General features: G+C 71.4%; 16 protein-coding genes. 5 read left to right on the top strand and 11 right to left on the bottom strand.

Features of this window, described 5'->3' with window-relative positions; genetic code table 11:
• Positions 1 to 130 precede the first annotated feature (130 nt).
• Complete coding sequence (locus D7044_RS22105; protein WP_120683089.1) at positions 131 to 796, top strand: GNAT family N-acetyltransferase; 666 nt, start codon at positions 131 to 133, stop codon at positions 794 to 796.
• Positions 797 to 807: 11 nt separating this feature from the next.
• On the opposite strand, the gene D7044_RS22110 is transcribed toward D7044_RS22105, so the two are convergent.
• The 7 genes from D7044_RS22110 to murJ form a co-directional block, all read right to left on the bottom strand.
• Positions 808 to 1,974 carry an N-acetylmuramoyl-L-alanine amidase gene (locus D7044_RS22110; protein WP_120683087.1) on the bottom strand — a complete coding sequence of 389 codons (1,167 nt, stop codon included), beginning with the start codon at positions 1,972 to 1,974 and terminating at the stop codon, positions 808 to 810.
• 147 nt (positions 1,975 to 2,121) lie between these two features.
• Positions 2,122 to 2,445 carry a thioredoxin gene (gene trxA / locus D7044_RS22115; RefSeq protein WP_120683085.1) on the bottom strand — a complete coding sequence of 108 codons (324 nt, stop codon included), beginning with the start codon at positions 2,443 to 2,445 and terminating at the stop codon, positions 2,122 to 2,124.
• A 31-nt stretch (positions 2,446 to 2,476) separates the two neighbouring features.
• Positions 2,477 to 3,430, bottom strand: a complete 954-nt coding sequence (gene trxB, locus D7044_RS22120; RefSeq protein WP_120690085.1) for a thioredoxin-disulfide reductase — start codon at positions 3,428 to 3,430, stop codon at positions 2,477 to 2,479.
• A gap of 182 nt (positions 3,431 to 3,612) precedes the next feature.
• Complete coding sequence (locus D7044_RS22125; RefSeq protein WP_120690086.1) at positions 3,613 to 4,692, bottom strand: hypothetical protein; 1,080 nt, start codon at positions 4,690 to 4,692, stop codon at positions 3,613 to 3,615.
• The gene (gene sigM, locus D7044_RS22130) at positions 4,689 to 5,450 is read right to left on the bottom strand and encodes an RNA polymerase sigma factor SigM (RefSeq protein WP_120690087.1); all 762 of its coding nucleotides are present in this window, start codon (positions 5,448 to 5,450) and stop codon (positions 4,689 to 4,691) included. The genes D7044_RS22125 and sigM overlap by 4 nt, the downstream gene beginning before the upstream one ends.
• 43 nt (positions 5,451 to 5,493) lie before the next feature.
• Positions 5,494 to 7,095, bottom strand: coding sequence for a protein kinase family protein (locus D7044_RS22135; RefSeq protein ID WP_120683077.1), 1,602 nt, complete (start codon positions 7,093 to 7,095; stop codon positions 5,494 to 5,496).
• A gap of 438 nt (positions 7,096 to 7,533) precedes the next feature.
• Positions 7,534 to 9,276, bottom strand: coding sequence for a murein biosynthesis integral membrane protein MurJ (gene murJ, locus D7044_RS22140; protein ID WP_120683075.1), 1,743 nt, complete (start codon positions 9,274 to 9,276; stop codon positions 7,534 to 7,536).
• Positions 9,277 to 9,401: 125 nt separating this feature from the next.
• Between murJ and D7044_RS22145 the strand changes: the two genes are divergently transcribed.
• Positions 9,402 to 10,862, top strand: a complete 1,461-nt coding sequence (locus D7044_RS22145) for a CCA tRNA nucleotidyltransferase (protein WP_120683073.1) — start codon at positions 9,402 to 9,404, stop codon at positions 10,860 to 10,862.
• Positions 10,863 to 10,922: 60 nt separating this feature from the next.
• On the opposite strand, the gene D7044_RS22150 is transcribed toward D7044_RS22145, so the two are convergent.
• Both D7044_RS22150 and D7044_RS22155 read right to left on the bottom strand, forming a co-directional pair.
• Positions 10,923 to 12,419 (bottom strand): flotillin family protein, encoded by a 1,497-nt coding sequence (locus D7044_RS22150; protein ID WP_120683071.1) that lies wholly within the window; start codon positions 12,417 to 12,419, stop codon positions 10,923 to 10,925.
• A gap of 29 nt (positions 12,420 to 12,448) precedes the next feature.
• On the bottom strand, positions 12,449 to 12,961 hold the full coding sequence (locus D7044_RS22155; RefSeq protein ID WP_407663396.1) for a hypothetical protein: 513 nt from the start codon (positions 12,959 to 12,961) through the stop codon (positions 12,449 to 12,451).
• A 150-nt stretch (positions 12,962 to 13,111) separates the two neighbouring features.
• Here D7044_RS22155 and D7044_RS22160 point away from each other — a divergent pair, with 150 nt between their 5' ends.
• Positions 13,112 to 13,516 (top strand): hypothetical protein, encoded by a 405-nt coding sequence (locus D7044_RS22160; protein WP_120683067.1) that lies wholly within the window; start codon positions 13,112 to 13,114, stop codon positions 13,514 to 13,516.
• Between the two features lie 68 nt (positions 13,517 to 13,584).
• A complete protein-coding gene (locus tag D7044_RS22165; protein WP_120683065.1) occupies positions 13,585 to 14,064 on the top strand; it encodes a methylated-DNA--[protein]-cysteine S-methyltransferase in 480 nt (159 codons plus the stop codon).
• Positions 14,065 to 14,238: 174 nt separating this feature from the next.
• Here D7044_RS22165 and D7044_RS22170 read toward each other — a convergent pair whose 3' ends face one another.
• Both D7044_RS22170 and D7044_RS22175 read right to left on the bottom strand, forming a co-directional pair.
• Complete coding sequence (locus tag D7044_RS22170) at positions 14,239 to 15,318, bottom strand: inositol-3-phosphate synthase (RefSeq protein WP_120683063.1); 1,080 nt, start codon at positions 15,316 to 15,318, stop codon at positions 14,239 to 14,241.
• A gap of 23 nt (positions 15,319 to 15,341) precedes the next feature.
• Entirely contained in the window at positions 15,342 to 15,980 is a 639-nt protein-coding gene (locus D7044_RS22175; RefSeq protein ID WP_120683061.1) for a PadR family transcriptional regulator, read from the bottom strand.
• Between the two features lie 173 nt (positions 15,981 to 16,153).
• Between D7044_RS22175 and D7044_RS22180 the strand changes: the two genes are divergently transcribed.
• The gene (locus tag D7044_RS22180; RefSeq protein WP_120683059.1) at positions 16,154 to 16,600 is read left to right on the top strand and encodes a DUF5318 domain-containing protein; all 447 of its coding nucleotides are present in this window, start codon (positions 16,154 to 16,156) and stop codon (positions 16,598 to 16,600) included.
• The last annotated feature ends 191 nt before the right edge of the window (positions 16,601 to 16,791 follow it).

A 16,791-nucleotide genomic window follows, 5' to 3' on the forward strand; every position in this document is an offset into this window, starting at 1 on the left:
CCGCGCGGGGGCCCTTTGCGCGTCCCCTCCCGTACGGTCGGCCGGCGGCGTACGATCGCTCGTCGGGGGCAGGAAGGCGGCGCTGTCGTTCCGTGCCGGTTCACCACCGAGCCTAGTGTGGGGTGCGCCAATGTCGCGACGTCTGGTCAACCTGACCCTGGACACGCTGGAGGACCTGCCGCGCCCCTGCCGACAGTGCGTCTACTGGGAGCTGGATCCGGTCTCCGCCGATCGGGCCTGCGCCGCCGGTGACCCGGGCCTGGAGAAGGAGGCCTGGGTTTCCCAGACGCTGCTCGAGTGGGGGTCGTGCGGCAAGCTCGCCTACGTCGACGGCATGCCGGCCGGCTTCGTCATGTACGCCCCGCCGGCGTACGTTCCCCGCTCGATGGCCTTCCCCACCTCACCGGTCTCCGCCGACGCCGCGTTGCTGATGACGGCGAACGTGGTGTCGTCGTTCGCCGGTGGTGGTCTGGGGCGGATGCTCGTCCAGGGTGTCGCGCGGGACCTCACCAAGCGCGGGATCAAGGCGATCGAGGCGTTCGGTGACGCCAAGTTCGGTGACGCTCCGGACGATTCCCGGGCCTGCGTCGCGCCGGCCGACTTCTTCCTCTCCGTCGGCTTCAAGACGGTACGTCCGCATCCGCGCTTCCCGCGGCTCCGCCTGGAGCTGCGTACCGCGCTGAGCTGGAAGTCCGACGTCGAGTACGCGTTGGAGAAGCTGCTCGGCTCGATGAGCCCGGAGAGCCTGCTCCGCCCCGTCCGGCCCGCCGCGGCCACCCGGTCCGGCACGAACTGAGCAGCGCCTCGTCAGTCGACCACCGTGCCGGCCGCCACCACGGCCCGTAGCTCGCTGACGTCGATCGAGCCGGTCGGCACGTCCCGTTCGATCGGGAAGTACATCCGCTGCACGGCCGCCACGATCGCCTCGACGACCCGGTCGCGGAACCGCGGGTCGACCAGCCGGGCGCGGTCCGTCGGCGAGGTGAGGTAGCCGACCTCCACCCGGACGGCCGGCATCCGGGTCAACCGGAGCAGGTCCCACGCCTTGGCGTGGGTGCCGCAGTTCCGCAGCCCGGTACGCGCCACGATCTCCCGCTGCACGAGCCCCGCCAGCCGTTCACCGGTCGCCGAGGTCACCCCGTTGTCGGTGCCGTAGTGGTAGGTCGCCACGCCGTCGGCGGCGGGATTGACGTGCCCGTCGGTGTGCAACGAGATGAACACGTCGGCGCCGAGCGCGTTGGCCAGCTGGGCCCGGTCGGTGTCCGGCAGGCACTCGCCGGGGGCGGGGCCGCGGGTGAGCTGTACCCGCACCCCGGAGGCCGCCAGCCGCCCCTCCAGCCGGCTCGCCAGGTCGTGCACCAGCTCCGCCTCGGTCCAGCGCAGCGTCCCGTCCGGCACCACCACGCCGGGGTCGGTGCCGCCGTGCCCCGGGTCGATGACCACGGTACGGCCGACGAGGGTCGGGCCGGACTGCCGGATCGCGTCGGACTCGCGAAGCCACTGGGGGCGCCCGCCGACCACCTTCCGGCCGAGCCGGCGTAGCGCGTTCATGGTGTGCGGCCCGCACGCGCCGTCCGGGGTCAGGCCGACCTCCCGCTGGAACTGGGCGACCGCCCGGGAGGTCCGGATGCCGTAGATGGCGTCCGCCCGGCCCGCGTCGTACCCCATCTCCAGCAGGCGTTCCTGCAGGGAACGGACGTCCTCGCCGGTGAGCGGCTCGGGCACCGCGTGGTAGAGGGTGCGCGCGCCGAGCCGCCAGCGGGCCGCCTCCAGGGCTCGCCACGTCTCCGCGCCGACCCGGCCGTCCACACTCAGACCGCGGGACTGCTGGAAGGCGCGTACCGCCCGCTCGGTCGTGCTGTCGAACTCGTCGAGCTGCGCGCCGTCCGCGGGCGGGAGCAGGTCGAGACCGGCCAGGACCGTACGGATCTCCGTGACCGCAGGCCCGCGGTCACCGGGACGGATCGGACGCACGCACGACCCCCTCTGCACGGATGCTGGCTGGCCGGGCGGCCCGTGCTTGAGGTTATGCGTTCCGGCCCGGTGAGGTGGCTCGCCCGGCGAAAAAACGCGACCCCGCACCCGGGTCAACCGGGTACGGGGTCGCGGCGTAAGCGGTGGTCAGAGCGCCGATTCGATCAGCTTGAGCAGCTCGCCCTTCGGCCTGGCGCCGGCCACGGACTGCACCGGCTGGCCGTTCTTGAAGATCGTCAGGGTCGGCACCGACATCACCCGGTACGCCCGCGCGGTCTCCGGGTTCTCGTCGATGTTGACCTTGACGATGGTGACCTGGTCGCTCATCTCGCCGGCGATCTCCTCGAGCAGCGGCGACACCTTGCGGCACGGGCCGCACCACTCGGCCCAGAAGTCGACCAGCACCGGCTTGTCGGACTGCAGGACGTCGCTGACGAAGCTCTTGTCGGTGACCGCCTTGGTTGTTCCCACTATGGCCCTCCTCCGGGGGTTGTTTCGGTTCTCAGCCCTGCAAAGTCGCGATGAAGCGCTCGGCGTCGAGGGCGGCGGCGCAGCCCGTACCGGCGGCGGTGATCGCCTGCCGGTAGGTGTGGTCTACCAGGTCTCCGGCCGCGAACACGCCAGGCACGCTGGTCCGGGTGCTGGGGTCCTGCACCTTCACGTACCCCTCGTCGTCGACCTCCACCTGCCCACGGAAGAGTTCGCTGCGCGGGTCGTGGCCGATCGCCACGAAGACGCCTGTCACGTCGAGCTGCTTGGTCTCCCCGGTGTGCACGTTCCGGAGGCGGACGCCGGTGACCTTGCCGTCGGCGCCGAGGACCTCCTCGACCACGGTGTCCCACTCCACCTTGATCTTGTCGTTGTTCAGCGCCCGGTCGGCCATGATCTTGCTGGCGCGGAACGAGTCACGCCGGTGGATGATGGTCACCGAGTCGGCGAAGCGGGTGAGGAAGCTCGCCTCCTCCATCGCCGAGTCACCACCGCCGACGACGACGATGTGCTGGTTACGGAAGAAGAAACCGTCACAGGTCGCGCACGACGAGACGCCGTGGCCGAGGTACTCCTGCTCGCCCGGCACGCCCAGCGGCCGCCAGGCGGAACCGGTGGCGAGGATGACCGCGTGCGCCCGGTAGGCGGTCTCGCCGACCCAGACGGTGCTGACCGCGCCGGAGCCGGTGTCGCCGGTGTCCACCAGCTCGACCCGGGTCACGTCGTCGGTCAGGAACTCGGCGCCGAACCGCTCGGCCTGCTTGCGCATGTTGTCCATCAGCTCAGGGCCGAGGATGCCGTCGGCGAAGCCGGGGAAGTTCTCCACCTCGGTCGTCGTCATCAACGCGCCACCCGACTGCACGCCCTCGATGATGAGGGGCTTCAGGTTGGCGCGTGCGGCATAGACCGCCGCCGTGTAACCGGCCGGCCCGGAGCCGATGATGATCAGGTTGCGGACCTCGTCCACTGCCGTCTCCCGAGTTGTGTGTGTTTCGGCATCGACGCGCGCACGATGCCGATCCGAGTTACCGGCGCCTGAAGGTGCCGGCAGCTACTTGCGAAACGTCATCGTACGAACCGGGAATTCCCGCGCCGGTCGTTCGGTGGGTCAGGTCACGCGGATGCCCGAACGCCCGGATGACCGTGAACTCACCCTACCCGCGTGCGGTAGCGGGTGTCCGCGCCGGAGCCCGGCACTCCGCACTCCGGTCCGGTCACCCAGGCCCACCGGGCACCCGCCGCGTCGGTGAAGCGTACGACCAGGGCCTGCTCCCCCTGGAAGGCCGCGTAGTCGACCAGATCGGCCACGAGCGGACCCCCCCGATGCTCCAGGGCGATCTCGCCCAGGCAGGTGTTGAGGGCCGCCGGGTCGGCGAGCCGGACGAGCCGGTCCCTTCCGTCGGGCGCCGACATCCGGTCGCCGTTCGCGTCGCCGGCACTCCGGTTGGTCGGGGCGGGGTTGCCCTCCAGGGTCTTGGGCAGGTCGGAGGCGAAGACCGAGCCGAGGTTCTGGGGTGTGTAGTCGGTGCCGCTGCGCAGCGACGGCCCGGTGGTCCGGACCGGCGCGGCCGCCGCCTCGGGAGCGTTCGCGGGCGCCTCCAGCGCGGTGCCGGAGGTCCCGGTGTCGTCGCCACCGCCGGCCAGCCGGTCGAGGCCGATGCCGACGGCCACCACGGCGACCGCGGCCAGCGCCACCGGACCGGCCATCCGGATCAGACGCCGCCGCCGGCGGCCGGGCCCGGTGGCCACGCCCCGATCCGAGCGCGGTACGCCGGCAGCCGGCCTTCGCGGACCGCCCTGCGCCGGAACGAGCGGGCTTCCGCCCGGCCTGGAGGGCTCCTCCGTGGGCGTACCGGACGTCGCGCCTCCGTCGAACCCGGCGCCTTCGCCGGGAGCGGTCTCCGCGTCCAGGTCCGGCTGAGTGGGGGCGTCGTCGATCGCGGATCGGCCGGTCGCGAGTTCATCGGCTGGCGGAGGTGCCGCGGCGAGCGCCCCGGTGATCCTGTCGACGACCTCCGGCGGCATCTCGGCCACCGGCTCCCCCCAGCGGGCCAGGTCCCCCTCGACGGCCGCCACGGCCGGTGCGAGCCGCGCGTACGCCTCGGCCCAGGCGACGTCCTCGGCGACCAGCCGCGCGACCACCACGTGCTCCGGCGTGCCGTCCAGCGCGCCACCGAGGTAGTCGGCGAGCAGGTCGTGGTCGACCTCCCGGAACCGCCCGACCGTCACGAGTCCTCCTGCTTGGCGTCCCGCCGGGATCGCCCCGACCCCGATCCGACGCCGTCGGCCCGGCGCGGGTTCCCCAGCGTGACCGGGGGCACGTCGGAGCCGCCGCCGACCGGCGTCGCCGCGTCACCCGCCGTGGGGCGGAGGTGACCCAGCAGCACGGCCAGCCGAGCCCGGCCCCGGGAGCAGCGGCTCTTCACCGTCCCCTCCGCCACGCCGAGGATCTTCGCCACCTCGGCGACCGGGTAACCCTGCACGTCCACCAGGACGAGCGCGGCACGCTGCTCCGCCGGCAACGCGGCGAGCGCTTCCCGTACGACCAGCGCGGTGTCGTGGTCGTGCGTCGGGGCGGCCGGCTCCACACCTCCCGTGGCGGATCCGCTGTCGGTGCGTACCCCGTCGGGCAGCGGCACCGTCGGATGAGCCTGCCGGCGGCGGATGCGGTCGAGGCAGGCGTTCACCACGATCCGGTGCAGCCAGGTGGTGACGGCCGAGTCACCGCGGAACCGGCTCGCGGCCCGGTGGGCGGAGAGCAGGGCGTCCTGGAGCGCGTCGGCGGCCTCCTCGCGGTCGCCCATCGTCCGCAGCGCCACCGCCCAGAGACGGTCGCGGTGCCGGTGGAAGAGCTGAGCGAAGGCATCCCGGTCGCCGGCGACGTGCGCGCGCAGCAGCGCCAGGTCGTCGGACGGGTCGGCGGGCCCGGCCGGAGTGGGCGGACCCGCCGAAGGCGCGGTCGTCGTACGGGTCTCGCGCTCCTCCATCACCACGTCCGGCGGAGGCGGTGCCCGGAGCGCGGTGGCCGGCTCACGACCCCTGAACCGTGATCTCCTGGACCCCGAGCCGGAAGCCGCCGTCGTCCTCGGCCGGCAGCTGGGTGACCCAGAAGAAGAGGTACTGGTACTTCTGGTCGGCGTTGAAGCCGTCGAAGGCCATCGTGGTGCCGTCGTGCTCCTCGAACGGCTGCCCGATCCGGGTCTTGAAGTCGCGCAGCACCTGCTTGTCACCGGAGGAGGTGGACGGCGGGTTGGTCGTACCCGCGTAGAGCGCGGCGGTCGCGCCGGTGGCGGAGAGGGTGACCTGTACGGACTTCACCGTGTGCGGGGCGCCGAGGTCCAGCCAGACCCCCATGCCGCGCTTGAGGTTGCCGTACTTGTTGTTCGGGTAGTTGTCGGTCCGCCAGCCCTTGTCCTTGTCGCCGTCGGTGATCTTGTCGGCGTCATCCAGCTCGTCGCGCTTGGTGCTGTCCGGGTCGATGATCCGGACGTCCTCGATGCGCAGCGGACCGACGGCCGCGGCCGGCGGGTCGGCCTGGGCGGGCGCGCTGGAGCTGGGCGCGGCCACCGGGTTGGTCTGCGGGTCCTTGTCGTCGCCGCCCAGGGTGCTGATGCCGATCAGGAGACCGACCAGGGCGACCGCCAGCAGCCCGGCGATGCCGATGGCGACCTTGCGGCCGCCCGCGGCGGCCAGCGGCGACGGCTCCTCCCCGGCCTCGGCCGAGAAGCGCAGCGGGCCGCTGTTCTCGAGGAACTGATCCTCGGCCGGCACGTCGAGCCGGGCCAGCTCGGCGGAGAGCACGTCCGACGACGGCGGAGCGATCTCGGTGTCGAGCAGGTCCATGGTCAGGTCGTCCAGGTAGGCGGGCACGCCCGCGCGTACCTGCCGGGGCGCGGCGAGCGCGCCGTCGGCGTCCCGGACCGCGTCGGCGATGCCGGCCCGGCCGTGTCCGGCGGTGGCACCCCGCAACGGAGCCTCGGTGTGCGGCCAGTGCCCCGTCAGCGCGAAGTAGAGGAGGCCGCCGACCGCGCGGACGTCGTTCTCCTGGCTGTCGTCGCCATCGGTACGCGCGTCGGCCAGGACCACCCGGCCGTCGTCGGAGATCATGACGGTGCCCGGGTGCACGTTCCCGTGCACCATTCCGGTGGCGTGGACGGCCGCGAGGGCGCTGGCGACGGCGGCACCGATCGCGGTCGCGCGAGCCGGGTCCAGCGGCTCGTCGGCGACCATCTCGCGCAGGGACTGGCCGTCCACCCACTCGCGCACGACGTACGCCCGCTCGTCCTCGTCGATCGCGTCGTAGACGCCGACGAGGTTGGGGTGAATGACCCGGCTGGCCGCGACGGCGGCCTGAAGCATCTCGGTGGCGGAGTCGCCGCCCGGGTAGCGCAGCACGACCGCGACGGGGCGGCGCAGCACGACGTCGACACCTCGCCAGACCAACCGCCCGGCGCTGTCGTTGTTGATGTGCTCGACCAGCTCGTAACGCTCGGCGAGGATCTCACCGGTCGTGGGAGCACCGAAGGTCATGACCGGCGGAGCGCTCTCGTCCGCGTCCTGACCCTCGCCGACCTGAGTCACCCGTCCTCCCTCGGTGATCGTGTCGATCGATGGACCCGCGCTGCTGGGCATGTGGCTTCCCGCTCTGCCTTCGAAGGAACCGGCCGACCGGTGTCGGCGCGAGCGCCGCCGCCTGCCGTACCCGTCGAGAGCGACCTTACCCGGGTTGCCCGCCTCCCCGACATGTCATCTTCCCGCCGTACCCTGCGGGGCGCCGGGGGTTGAACGCTTCGTCCGGTTACGACCGTTGTCAGCCACGTTGCTGGCACATGTACTGGCCAATCTACGGGTTCACCGCAAGAGGCCGACGGAGGGGCTCGACCGGGTGGCGGTTCGCGCCCAGCTCGGTCATTCCCACCGTACGGGTGGCCAAGCTCAGCCGTACGGCTGGTTATCCACAGGCCGATCCGGTGGCTGGCTAGTGAATCGCGGAGTTATCCACAGCCGCATCCCCAGGCTGGTGATCCACCGTCACGGACTGTGCGGGGCGGGCGGGGTGCGAAGCTGCGGTCAGCGGCCCAGCCGGCGGCGGACCATCCCCACCACCTCGGTGATCTCACCGATCCGCAGCGCCATGGCGAGGCCCAGGTAGGTCACGCCGATCACGCCACCGCCGATCACCAGTTGCAGGATCGCCTCGCCCCGGCTCGGGACGCCGTCGCCGGGGAGCAGTTTGACGACCAGCAGCCCGACCAGTGCCGCGCCGAGAGCGGCGACGAGGACCCGGCCGAGGGTACGCAGAATCTCGCCGAGCCCGATCCGGCCGACCCGGGGGCGGAGCAGCCAGGCGGAGCCGATCGCGGCCGCCAGGTAGGAGACGGCGTTGCCGATCATCATTCCGGCGGCGGCGAAGTGCGCGGCGAAGGCAACGAAGAGCACGATCTGCACACCGATCCGCAGCGCCACCACCGGAATGTTGATCAGCGCCGGGGTGCGGGTGTCCGGCAGGGCGTAGAACGCGAACGTGAAGAGTTGGCTGATGGCGAACGGCACCAGAGCGAGCGCGGCGAGCAGCAGCACCAGCGCGGTGTCGGAGGCGCTCTCCTCGCTGAAGGCGCCGTAGCGGAACAGCACCACCGCCAGCGGTGTGGCGAGCACCGCGTAGCAGACGGCGATCGGCGCGAGCACGGCCGAGACCGTTCGGGTGCCTCGGGAGAGGTCGGCGGCGACGTCGCCGTAGCGGCCATCGGCGGCGGCGGCGCTCATCCGGGGCATCAGCGCCGTGATGATCGATACGGCGATGATGCCGTGCGCCATCATCAGCAGCAGGAAGACGTTGTTGTAGATCAGCGCGCCCGCGTCCCCGTCGCCCGCGCGGTTCAACAGGTTGAACAGCACGATCAGACCGACCTGGCTGACCGCGACGTAGCAGAACATCCAGGCGCCGAGTCGGCCCAGCTCGCGGAGGCCGAGAGCGCGGAAGTCGAACCGTGGCTTCCACCGGAAACCGACCTTGCGCAGCGCCGGAAGCAGGCCGGCGGCCTGGATCGCGACGCCGAGCAGCGTGCCGCCGCTGATCAGGACGATCCGACCAGTGGTCATCTCCGCCGGCTGGACGATCTCCGCGCCGTAGATCGCGATGTAGATCCCGGCGGTGGCGATCACCACGATGTTGTTCAGGATCGGCGCCCACATCGGTGCGGCGAAGTGCCCCCGGGTGTTGAGCACCGCGCTGACCAGCGCGCTGAGGCCGGTGAAGAAGATCATCGGCAGCATCAGGTAGGACAGGTTGGTGACCAGGTCCTGGTAGTCCGTGCCACGGTTGTCGCTGGTGTACAGCCTGGTCAGGAGCGACGCGGCAGCCACTGCGATCAGCGCGGCCGCGGCGAGAGTGACCACCGCGAGGGTGAGCAACCGCTGGGAGTAGGCCTGACCGCCGTCCGCGTCCGCCTTGCGTCGGCGTACCAGCACCGGGATCAGGACGCTGGTGAGGATGCCGCCGAGCAGGAACTCGTAGACCATCCCGGGCAGGATCTGCGCGGTGGTGTACGCGTCACCGACGAGCGCGCCGCCGAGCGCGGCGGTCAGCACGAGCGTGCGCAGGAAACCGGTGCCCCGGCTCACGAGGCTGCCGATCGCCATCACGGCGCTGTTCGCGGCGGCGCTCGTCTCCGCGACGATCTCCTGCGGAGGCGCGACGGCCTCCGCTCCCGGCTGGTTCAGCGGCTCCGCGGAGATGAAGGTCGCGCCGTCGGGCGGGGGCATGGCACCGTCCGGCATGGCGTTCGCGCTGCGGTAGAGCCCGCCGCTCATCTTCAGCCTCCCCGGATACCTCGCGCCGGGCGCCCGCCCGCACGTCACAGACCTTAGTCAACGCGAAGTCGTTACCCGCGCCCGCCGCAGGAGATCCAGACCCGGCCCGATAGTCTGGCGATCCCATGTCCGAAGCCTCCGCACCGCACGCCGCCGACCGCCGCGACCTCACCGCCGCGCAGCGCAACGCCGTCGCCGAACTCCTCCGCGTCTCCCCGGTCGCCGACGAGCTCGGCCGCCGCTTCGCCCAGGCCGGTCATGAACTGCACCTCGTGGGCGGATCCGTACGGGATGCCCTGCTCGGTCGACTCGGCGAGGACCTCGACTTCTGCACCGACGCCCACCCGGACGAGACACTGCGCATCGTCAAGGGCTGGGCGGAGGCGATCTGGGAGACCGGTCGCGAGTTCGGCACCATCGGCGCGCAACGCGACGGCCTCCGGCTGGAGATCACCACCTTCCGCGCCGAGGCGTACGACCAGGTCAGCCGGAACCCGGTGGTCGAGTACGGCACCAGCCTCGTCGAGGACCTGAAGCGGCGCGACTTCACCATCAACGCGATGGCGGTGAGCCTGCCCGAGCACCGGTTCACCGACCCGCACGGCGGCCTCGACGACCTCGCCGCCAAGGTGATCCGTACCCCGGCCTCACCCCAGGAGTCGTTCCGCGACGACCCGCTGCGGATGCTGCGCGCCGCCCGGTTCGCCGCGCAGCTGCGCTTCGCGGTCCACCCCGACGTACGCGCCGCGATGACCGCGATGGCCGCCGACCTGGACCGGATCACCGCCGAGCGGATCCGGGACGAGTTCACGAAGCTGCTCTGCGGCGCCGACGCGATCACCGGGCTGCGGCTGCTGGTCGACACCGGGCTGGCCGAGCGTTTCCTGCCCGAGCTGACCGGGTTGAAGCTGGAGATCGACGAGCACGCCCAGCACAAGGACGTCTACGAGCACACACTGACCGTGGTCGGCAACGCCATCGGCTTCGAGGAGGAGGGCTGCGACTTCATCCTCCGCATGGCCGCGTTGATGCACGACGTGGGCAAGCCGGCCACGAAGTCGGTCGGGCCGGACAGCCGGGTGAGCTTCCACCACCACGAGGTGGTCGGTGCCCGGATGACCAAGGCGCGAATGAAGGCGATGCGTTACCCGAAGGAGGTCACCGCCAAGGTGACCGCCCTGGTCTCGCTGCACCTGCGCTTCTACGGGTACGGCCGGGGCGAGTGGACCGACTCCGCGGTGCGCCGCTACGTCACCGACGCCGGCGACCTGCTGCCCCGGCTGCACAAGCTGACCCGTTCGGACTGCACCACCCGCAACCGTCGTAAGGCCGCCCAGCTGGCCGCCGACTACGACGCGCTGGAGGAGCGGATCGCCCGGCTCGCGGCGGAGGAGGACCTGGCCCGGGTACGCCCCGACCTGGACGGCAACGCGATCATGGAGTTGCTCGGCGTACCGCCGGGGCCGGTGGTGGGTCGGGCCTGGAAGTACCTGAAGGACCTGCGGCTGGAGCGCGGTCCGCTGGACCGGGACGCCGCGGAGGCGGAGCTGCTCCGCTGGGCCCGCGACGAGGGCATCGTCTCCTGACGGAGTTGACGAAGGGCCCCGAGGGGACGCGACGCGTCGACTCGGGGCCCTTCCTCGTGCTCAGGCTTCGACGGCGGGCTTCGCCTTGCCGTTGTCGGCGGCCGCGCCGAGCCGGGCGAGGAGCCCGGCCAGGTCGATGCCGGTGAGGTCGCTGCCGAGCTGCAGTCCCTGGGCCACGTTGCCGGCCACCGACTTGGTCAGCGACGACGCGCCGTCGGTGGAGATGACCGTCATCTTGTCGATGGCGCTGATCGGTGCGCTGGCCGCCTCGACCACCTGGGGCAGCACCTTGACCAGCAGGTCGAGCACGGCGGCCTCGCCGTACGCCGCGAACGCCTCGGCCTTGCGGGCCATCGCGTCCGCCTCCGCCTGACCCCTGGCGAGGATGGCCGCGGCCTCGGCCTGCCCCTCCCGCTCGACCGCCTCGGCGATCGCCGAGCGCCGCCGCTGCTCCGCCTCACCCTCCTTGGCGCCCTCGATCGCATTCGCCTCGGCCAGCGCGGCCCGCCGCGCGCGCTCACCCTCACCGGTGAGCCGGGACTGCTCGGCGGCGGCCTGGGCGGCGGCGATGACCGACTGCCGCTGGGCGTCGGCCTGCAGCACCGCCGCGTTGCGGGCCGCCTCGGCCTCCTGCTCCACCTTGTAGCGGGCGGCGTCGGCCGGCTTGCGCACCTCCGTGTCGAGCTGGCGCTGCTTGAGCTCGGCGTTGCGCTCGGCCACCTTCTGCTGCTCGGAGAGGATCGCCTGGTCGCGTTCCGCCTGGGCGAGCGGCCCGGCGGCGGCGGACTTCGCCTTCGCCGCGTCGATCTCGGCCTGGATGCCGGCCTGCTTGAGGGCGAGGTTCCGGTTGGCCTCGGCGATCGCCCCCTCGGCGAGCAGCCGCTCCTGCTCCGCCTGCTGGCGGGCCCGGGCCTCGGCGATGGCCGCGTCCTTGAGCACCCGGGCGGCCTCCGGTCGGCCGAGGTCCTGCAGGTAGGTCCCCTCGGCCAGGATGTCCTGGAGCTGGAAGGTGTCCAGCACCAGGCCCTGGTTGGTCATCGAGTGCTCGGCCTCCTCGGCCACCGCGCTGGCGAACGCGGCGCGGTCGCGGATGACCTCCTCGACGGTGAGCCGGCCGACGATGGAGCGCAGCGCGCCGGCGAGCACCTCCCGGGTGAAGTCCTCGATCTCGTCCTGCTGGTGCAGGAAGCGCTGGGCGGCGGCGCGGATCGCGTCCTCGGTGCCGCCGACCTTGACGATGGCGACGCCGTGCAGGTCGGTACGGATGCCCTGCTTGCTCACCGCGCCCTTGATGCCGACGTCGATCCGCCGGCTGGAGAGGTCGAGCGACTGGAGCTTCTGCACCACCGGCAGGACGAAGACCGACGCCCCGAGCACCACCTTCTGTCCGGACATGTCCGTCGACCGGCTGCCGTCGGCGGTCTGCGTGGTGCGGCCCTTGCGACCGGTGACGATGAACGCCTCGTTCGGCCCGGCGACCTTGATCCGCGAGAGCACGAAGAGCACGAGGACGATGACGAGGAGGACGGCGCCTCCGATGGCGATGAGCAGGGGCATGCAGGTGTCCTGTCTGCGAGGGGGTTCGGTCAGTACGTCTCGACGTGCACGCTCGTCTCGCTGAGCGTCTGGACCACGAAGATTCGCGCGCCGACGGGGATGGGCTGGTCGGCGCGGGCGTTGAGCTTGACCGGCTGACCGGCCAGGCGTACCCGGACCTCGCCGTAGCCGTTCAGCGGCACCGGGGAGACGACCAGCCCGACCGAGCCGACGAGGTCGCTCCGGGTCGGGGTGGCGTCGGTCGGCATCCGTCGGGCGGCGCGGCCCAGCCGGGTCGCGACCCAGGCGAAGGGGAGCGCGGCGAGGGCCCCGCCGGCCGCCGCGGCGGCGACCGCGCCGGTGGTCCGGCCTCCGACCAGCTCGTTGACGATCGCGGCGCCGAAGCCGAACGCGCCCGCGAATCCGGCGACGCTCTCGATCGAGATCGGCCCGTCGACGTCGACGCCGCCGAAGTGGAGCAGTTCCGTGCCGAGCAGGGCGAGCGCCAGCACACCGAGGCCCGCGCCTCCGATGATCAGAAAGATGAACGTCCCCGTGGCCACGTTCGGCACGGTATCGACGTTCCGCAACGTGCCGGTCGGGGGAGCCGCGCGTCGGTGAAGGCTGGGCGGACGGGATGCCCGCAGCAATCTAGCCATTGACAAGATAGGGGTCGGCGAGGCAATCTTTGCGGCGACAAGATGGAGGTGCCCATGTCCTCGGCAACCCTGACCACCGCCGGAATCCTGCTGATCACCGTCGTGGCCGTGTCCTACGGCGGGCTGACGCTGCTCATGCACGTCGCCCGCCGCAAGACCGGATACCTCGACAACCCGGTGCGCCGCGGCCTCTGGACGGCCGGCCACGCCCACGCCGGCGTGCTGGTCCTCTTCGCGCTCGCCGTCCTGCCCTACGTCGACCAGGCCGACGCCTCCGACGGCACCCGCACCCTGATCCGGGCACTGCTGGTCGCGCCGCCGATCCTGATGCCGCTGGGCTTCTTCCTCTCGGTCGTACGCCCGCAGGACACCCGCCCCAACAAACTGATCTGGCTGACCGTCGCCGGTGGCGCGAGCCTGGTCGCCGGTTCGCTGCTGCTCGGGATCAACCTGCTCTGACCCGACGTGGCGGGACGGCCGGCGGTCCCGCGCGGCGAGGTTGTCGTACCGCCACGGAGAATGGACGGATGCGCTGGACCGTGCTCGACTCACCGATCGGGGAGTTCTCCGTGGCCACCGACGCGACAGGCGTCTGCGGGACGGCCTTCGCCCGGGTCGAGGGGGCCGTCGACGAGCCCGACCACGAGCTGGCCCGGCAGGCGGTCGCCGAGCTGCGGGCGTACTTCGCCGGCGAGCTCACCGACTTCGCGGTGCCGGTCAGGATCCCGCGCGGTTCCGACTTCGAGCGGGCGGTGTGGCGGGAGATGGTGGGCATCCCCTACGGCGAGACGCTGACCTACGGCGAGGTGGCCCATCGGGTCGGCGACCCCGGTGCCGCCCGGGCCGTCGGGGTCGCCTGCAACCGCAACCCGATCCCGGTGATCGTGCCGTGCCACCGCATCGTCGGTGCCGGTGGGAAGCTGGTCGGCTTCGGCGGCGGGCTCGACCGCAAGGTGCACCTGCTGGAGCTGGAGGCCCGGTTCGCGCTGCAACGCGCCTGGTCCTGACCACCGCGAGGAGCGCCACTGCCTCGGTGCCCCGCTTTCACCCACTCTCGGCGAGTCGAACGGCCCGGCTCGACGGCGTGACTCCTAGTGCCCGGTCATCGCGGGGCGGGCCGGACGCAGCGAGGGCCGGGTCCGCACGGACCCGGCCCTCGCTGCGTTGCTGAGGTCAGCGCGTCAGCGCTCGATCTCACCGGCGATGAACGCCTCGACGGCGGCGTGCGCGTCGTGGTCGGCGTACTGCACCGGCGGGGACTTCATGAAGTACGAGGAGGCCGAGAGGATCGGGCCGGCGATCTTCCGGTCCAGGGCGATCTTCGCGGCGCGGACCGCGTCGATGATGACGCCGGCCGAGTTCGGGGAGTCCCACACCTCGAGCTTGAGCTCGGCGTTCAGCGGGGTGTCGCCGAAGGAGCGGCCCTCCAGGCGGATGTACGCCCACTTGCGGTCGTCCAGCCACGGCACGTGGTCCGACGGGCCGATGTGCACGTCGCTCTTCTGCATCTCGTGCGGGATCTGCGAGGTCACCGACTGGGTCTTCGAGATCTTCTTCGAGACCAGGCGGTTGCGCTCCAGCATGTTCATGAAGTCCATGTTGCCGCCGAAGTTGAGCTGGTACGTGCGCAGCAGCTCGACACCGCGGTCCTCGAAGAGCTTCGCGAGCGCGCGGTGCACGATGGTGGCACCCACCTGGCTCTTGATGTCGTCACCGACGATCGGCAGACCGGCGTCGGTGAACTTCTGCGCCCACTCCGGGTCGGAGGCGATGAAGACCGGCAGGGCGTTCACGAACGCGCAGCCGGCGTCGATCGCGGCCTGGGCGTAGAACTTGTCGGCCTGCTCGGAGCCGACCGGCAGGTAGGAGACCACGACGTCGACCTGCGCGTCGCGCAGCGCCTGCGCCACGTCGACCGGGGTGGCGTCCGACTCCTGGACGATCTCGCGGTAGTACAGGCCGAGACCGTCGAACGTCGGGCCGCGCTGCACGGTGACGCCGGTCGGCGGCACGTCGCAGAGCTTGATGGTGTTGTTCTCGCTGGCGACGATCGCCTCCGCGAGGTCCATGCCCACCTTCTTGGCGTCCACGTCGAACGCCGCGACGAACTCCACGTCGGAGACGTGGTAGTCGCCGAAGGTGACGTGCATGAGACCCGGGACGCGGTCGTTCGGGTCGGCGTTCCGGTAGTACTCGACGCCCTGCACGAGGGACGAGGCGCAGTTACCCACACCGACGATGGCGACGCGGACGGAGCCCATAGCGTCTGCCTCCTTCTTTTTCATCACGGCCGCTCTTTCCTGGACTCTCCAGGCGGGGGCGGGCTGATCTCTTCTCGTCGGCCGCCGGCCGTCCCGGTTCGCGGGACCGTCGGGGCACGGCCGGAGCGCTCGTTGGCGATGAGCTCCTCCAGCCAGCGGACCTCGCGCTCACAGGCATCAAGTCCGTGGCGCTGCAGTTCCAAGGTGTATGCGTCGAGGCGCTCGGCAGCCCGTGCCAGCACGTCGCGAAGTCCCTCGCGACGCTCCTCGATCTTGCGGCGGCGACCCTCCAGGATGCGGAGGCGGGTCGCCTGGTCGGTCCGGGCGAAGAACGCGAAGTGCACGCCGAAGCCCGTGTCGTCGTACGTCTCGGGCCCCGTCTGTGCGATGAGCTGGGCGAAGCGTTCCTTGCCCTCCGCGGTGATTTTGTAGACCACCCGACCACGTCGGCTGGTCAGCGCGGGGATCTCCTCGGTGGTGGCGGGTGACTCGGCAGCTTCGGTGATCCAGCCCGCCGCCTGCAGCCGGCGCAGGGTCGGGTAGAGCGAGCCGTAGCTGATCGCCGCTCGGATCGCGCCGAGCTTGGCAGCCAACTCCTTGCGCAGCTCGTAGCCGTGCATCGGAGACTCCTGCAGGAGGCCGAGGATGGCGAGCTCGAGCACGGGCCACCCTCTCTTACCCCCTGCGCGGATTGACAACCGCCGCGATGTATCGGACCGATACATCGCACGTTAGTCGTTGACTCCGATCAGGGCAAATCCCGAATTCGGGGTCCCTCAACTACGGATAGTGACCCCGGTCGCCTCGGTCGGCCGGAGCGCGTACCCTTCTCCGCATGCGTACGCAGCGCCAGGTCGTCGACTACTCGCTCCGGAAGCGAGCGGTGCTGCGTGAGCTCCTGGCCGGCCGGGTCGGCACGTACGACGTCTGCGACGCCTCGCCGTACCTGAAGAACGCGGCTCGGTTCCACGGCGAGCCGACCGACGAGCGCTGCCCGATCTGCCGGAGCGAGAACCTCATCCACGTCCACTACATTTACGGCGACGAACTCAAGCAGTCGGCCGGCCAAGCCCGCACACTGGCGGAGCTGCCCGTGCTGGCGATGACGCTACGTGAGTTCCAGGTGTTTGTGGTGGAGGTGTGCCTCGGCTGTGACTGGAACCATCTCGTCGAGCAGTACCTGCTCGGCCGGGACGGTCTGGCCGAGGCCGGATCGGAGGCCGAAGCGGTGGGTGGCGATGCCTCCGGCCCGGTGCACCGAAGGCGAGAGGCCCAACGGTGAGTCCACACCGGTCGCCCGTTCCCGGCGTCACGCAGGATCGCCAGGGTGGACGACGGTGATTGGTCCGATAGGCCCGATTGATCGGGAAACGACGTCACGCGTCCGGCACGTTCGTGTCGTGGAAATGCGTGAATCAGCTCACGGCAACCCGGTGGTGGCGCAGCGGTGCCCCACCGCGACCGGCAGGGTGT

The sequence above is a fragment of the Micromonospora musae genome, assembly GCF_003626635.1.
GTDB lineage: Bacteria > Actinomycetota > Actinomycetes > Mycobacteriales > Micromonosporaceae > Micromonospora > Micromonospora musae.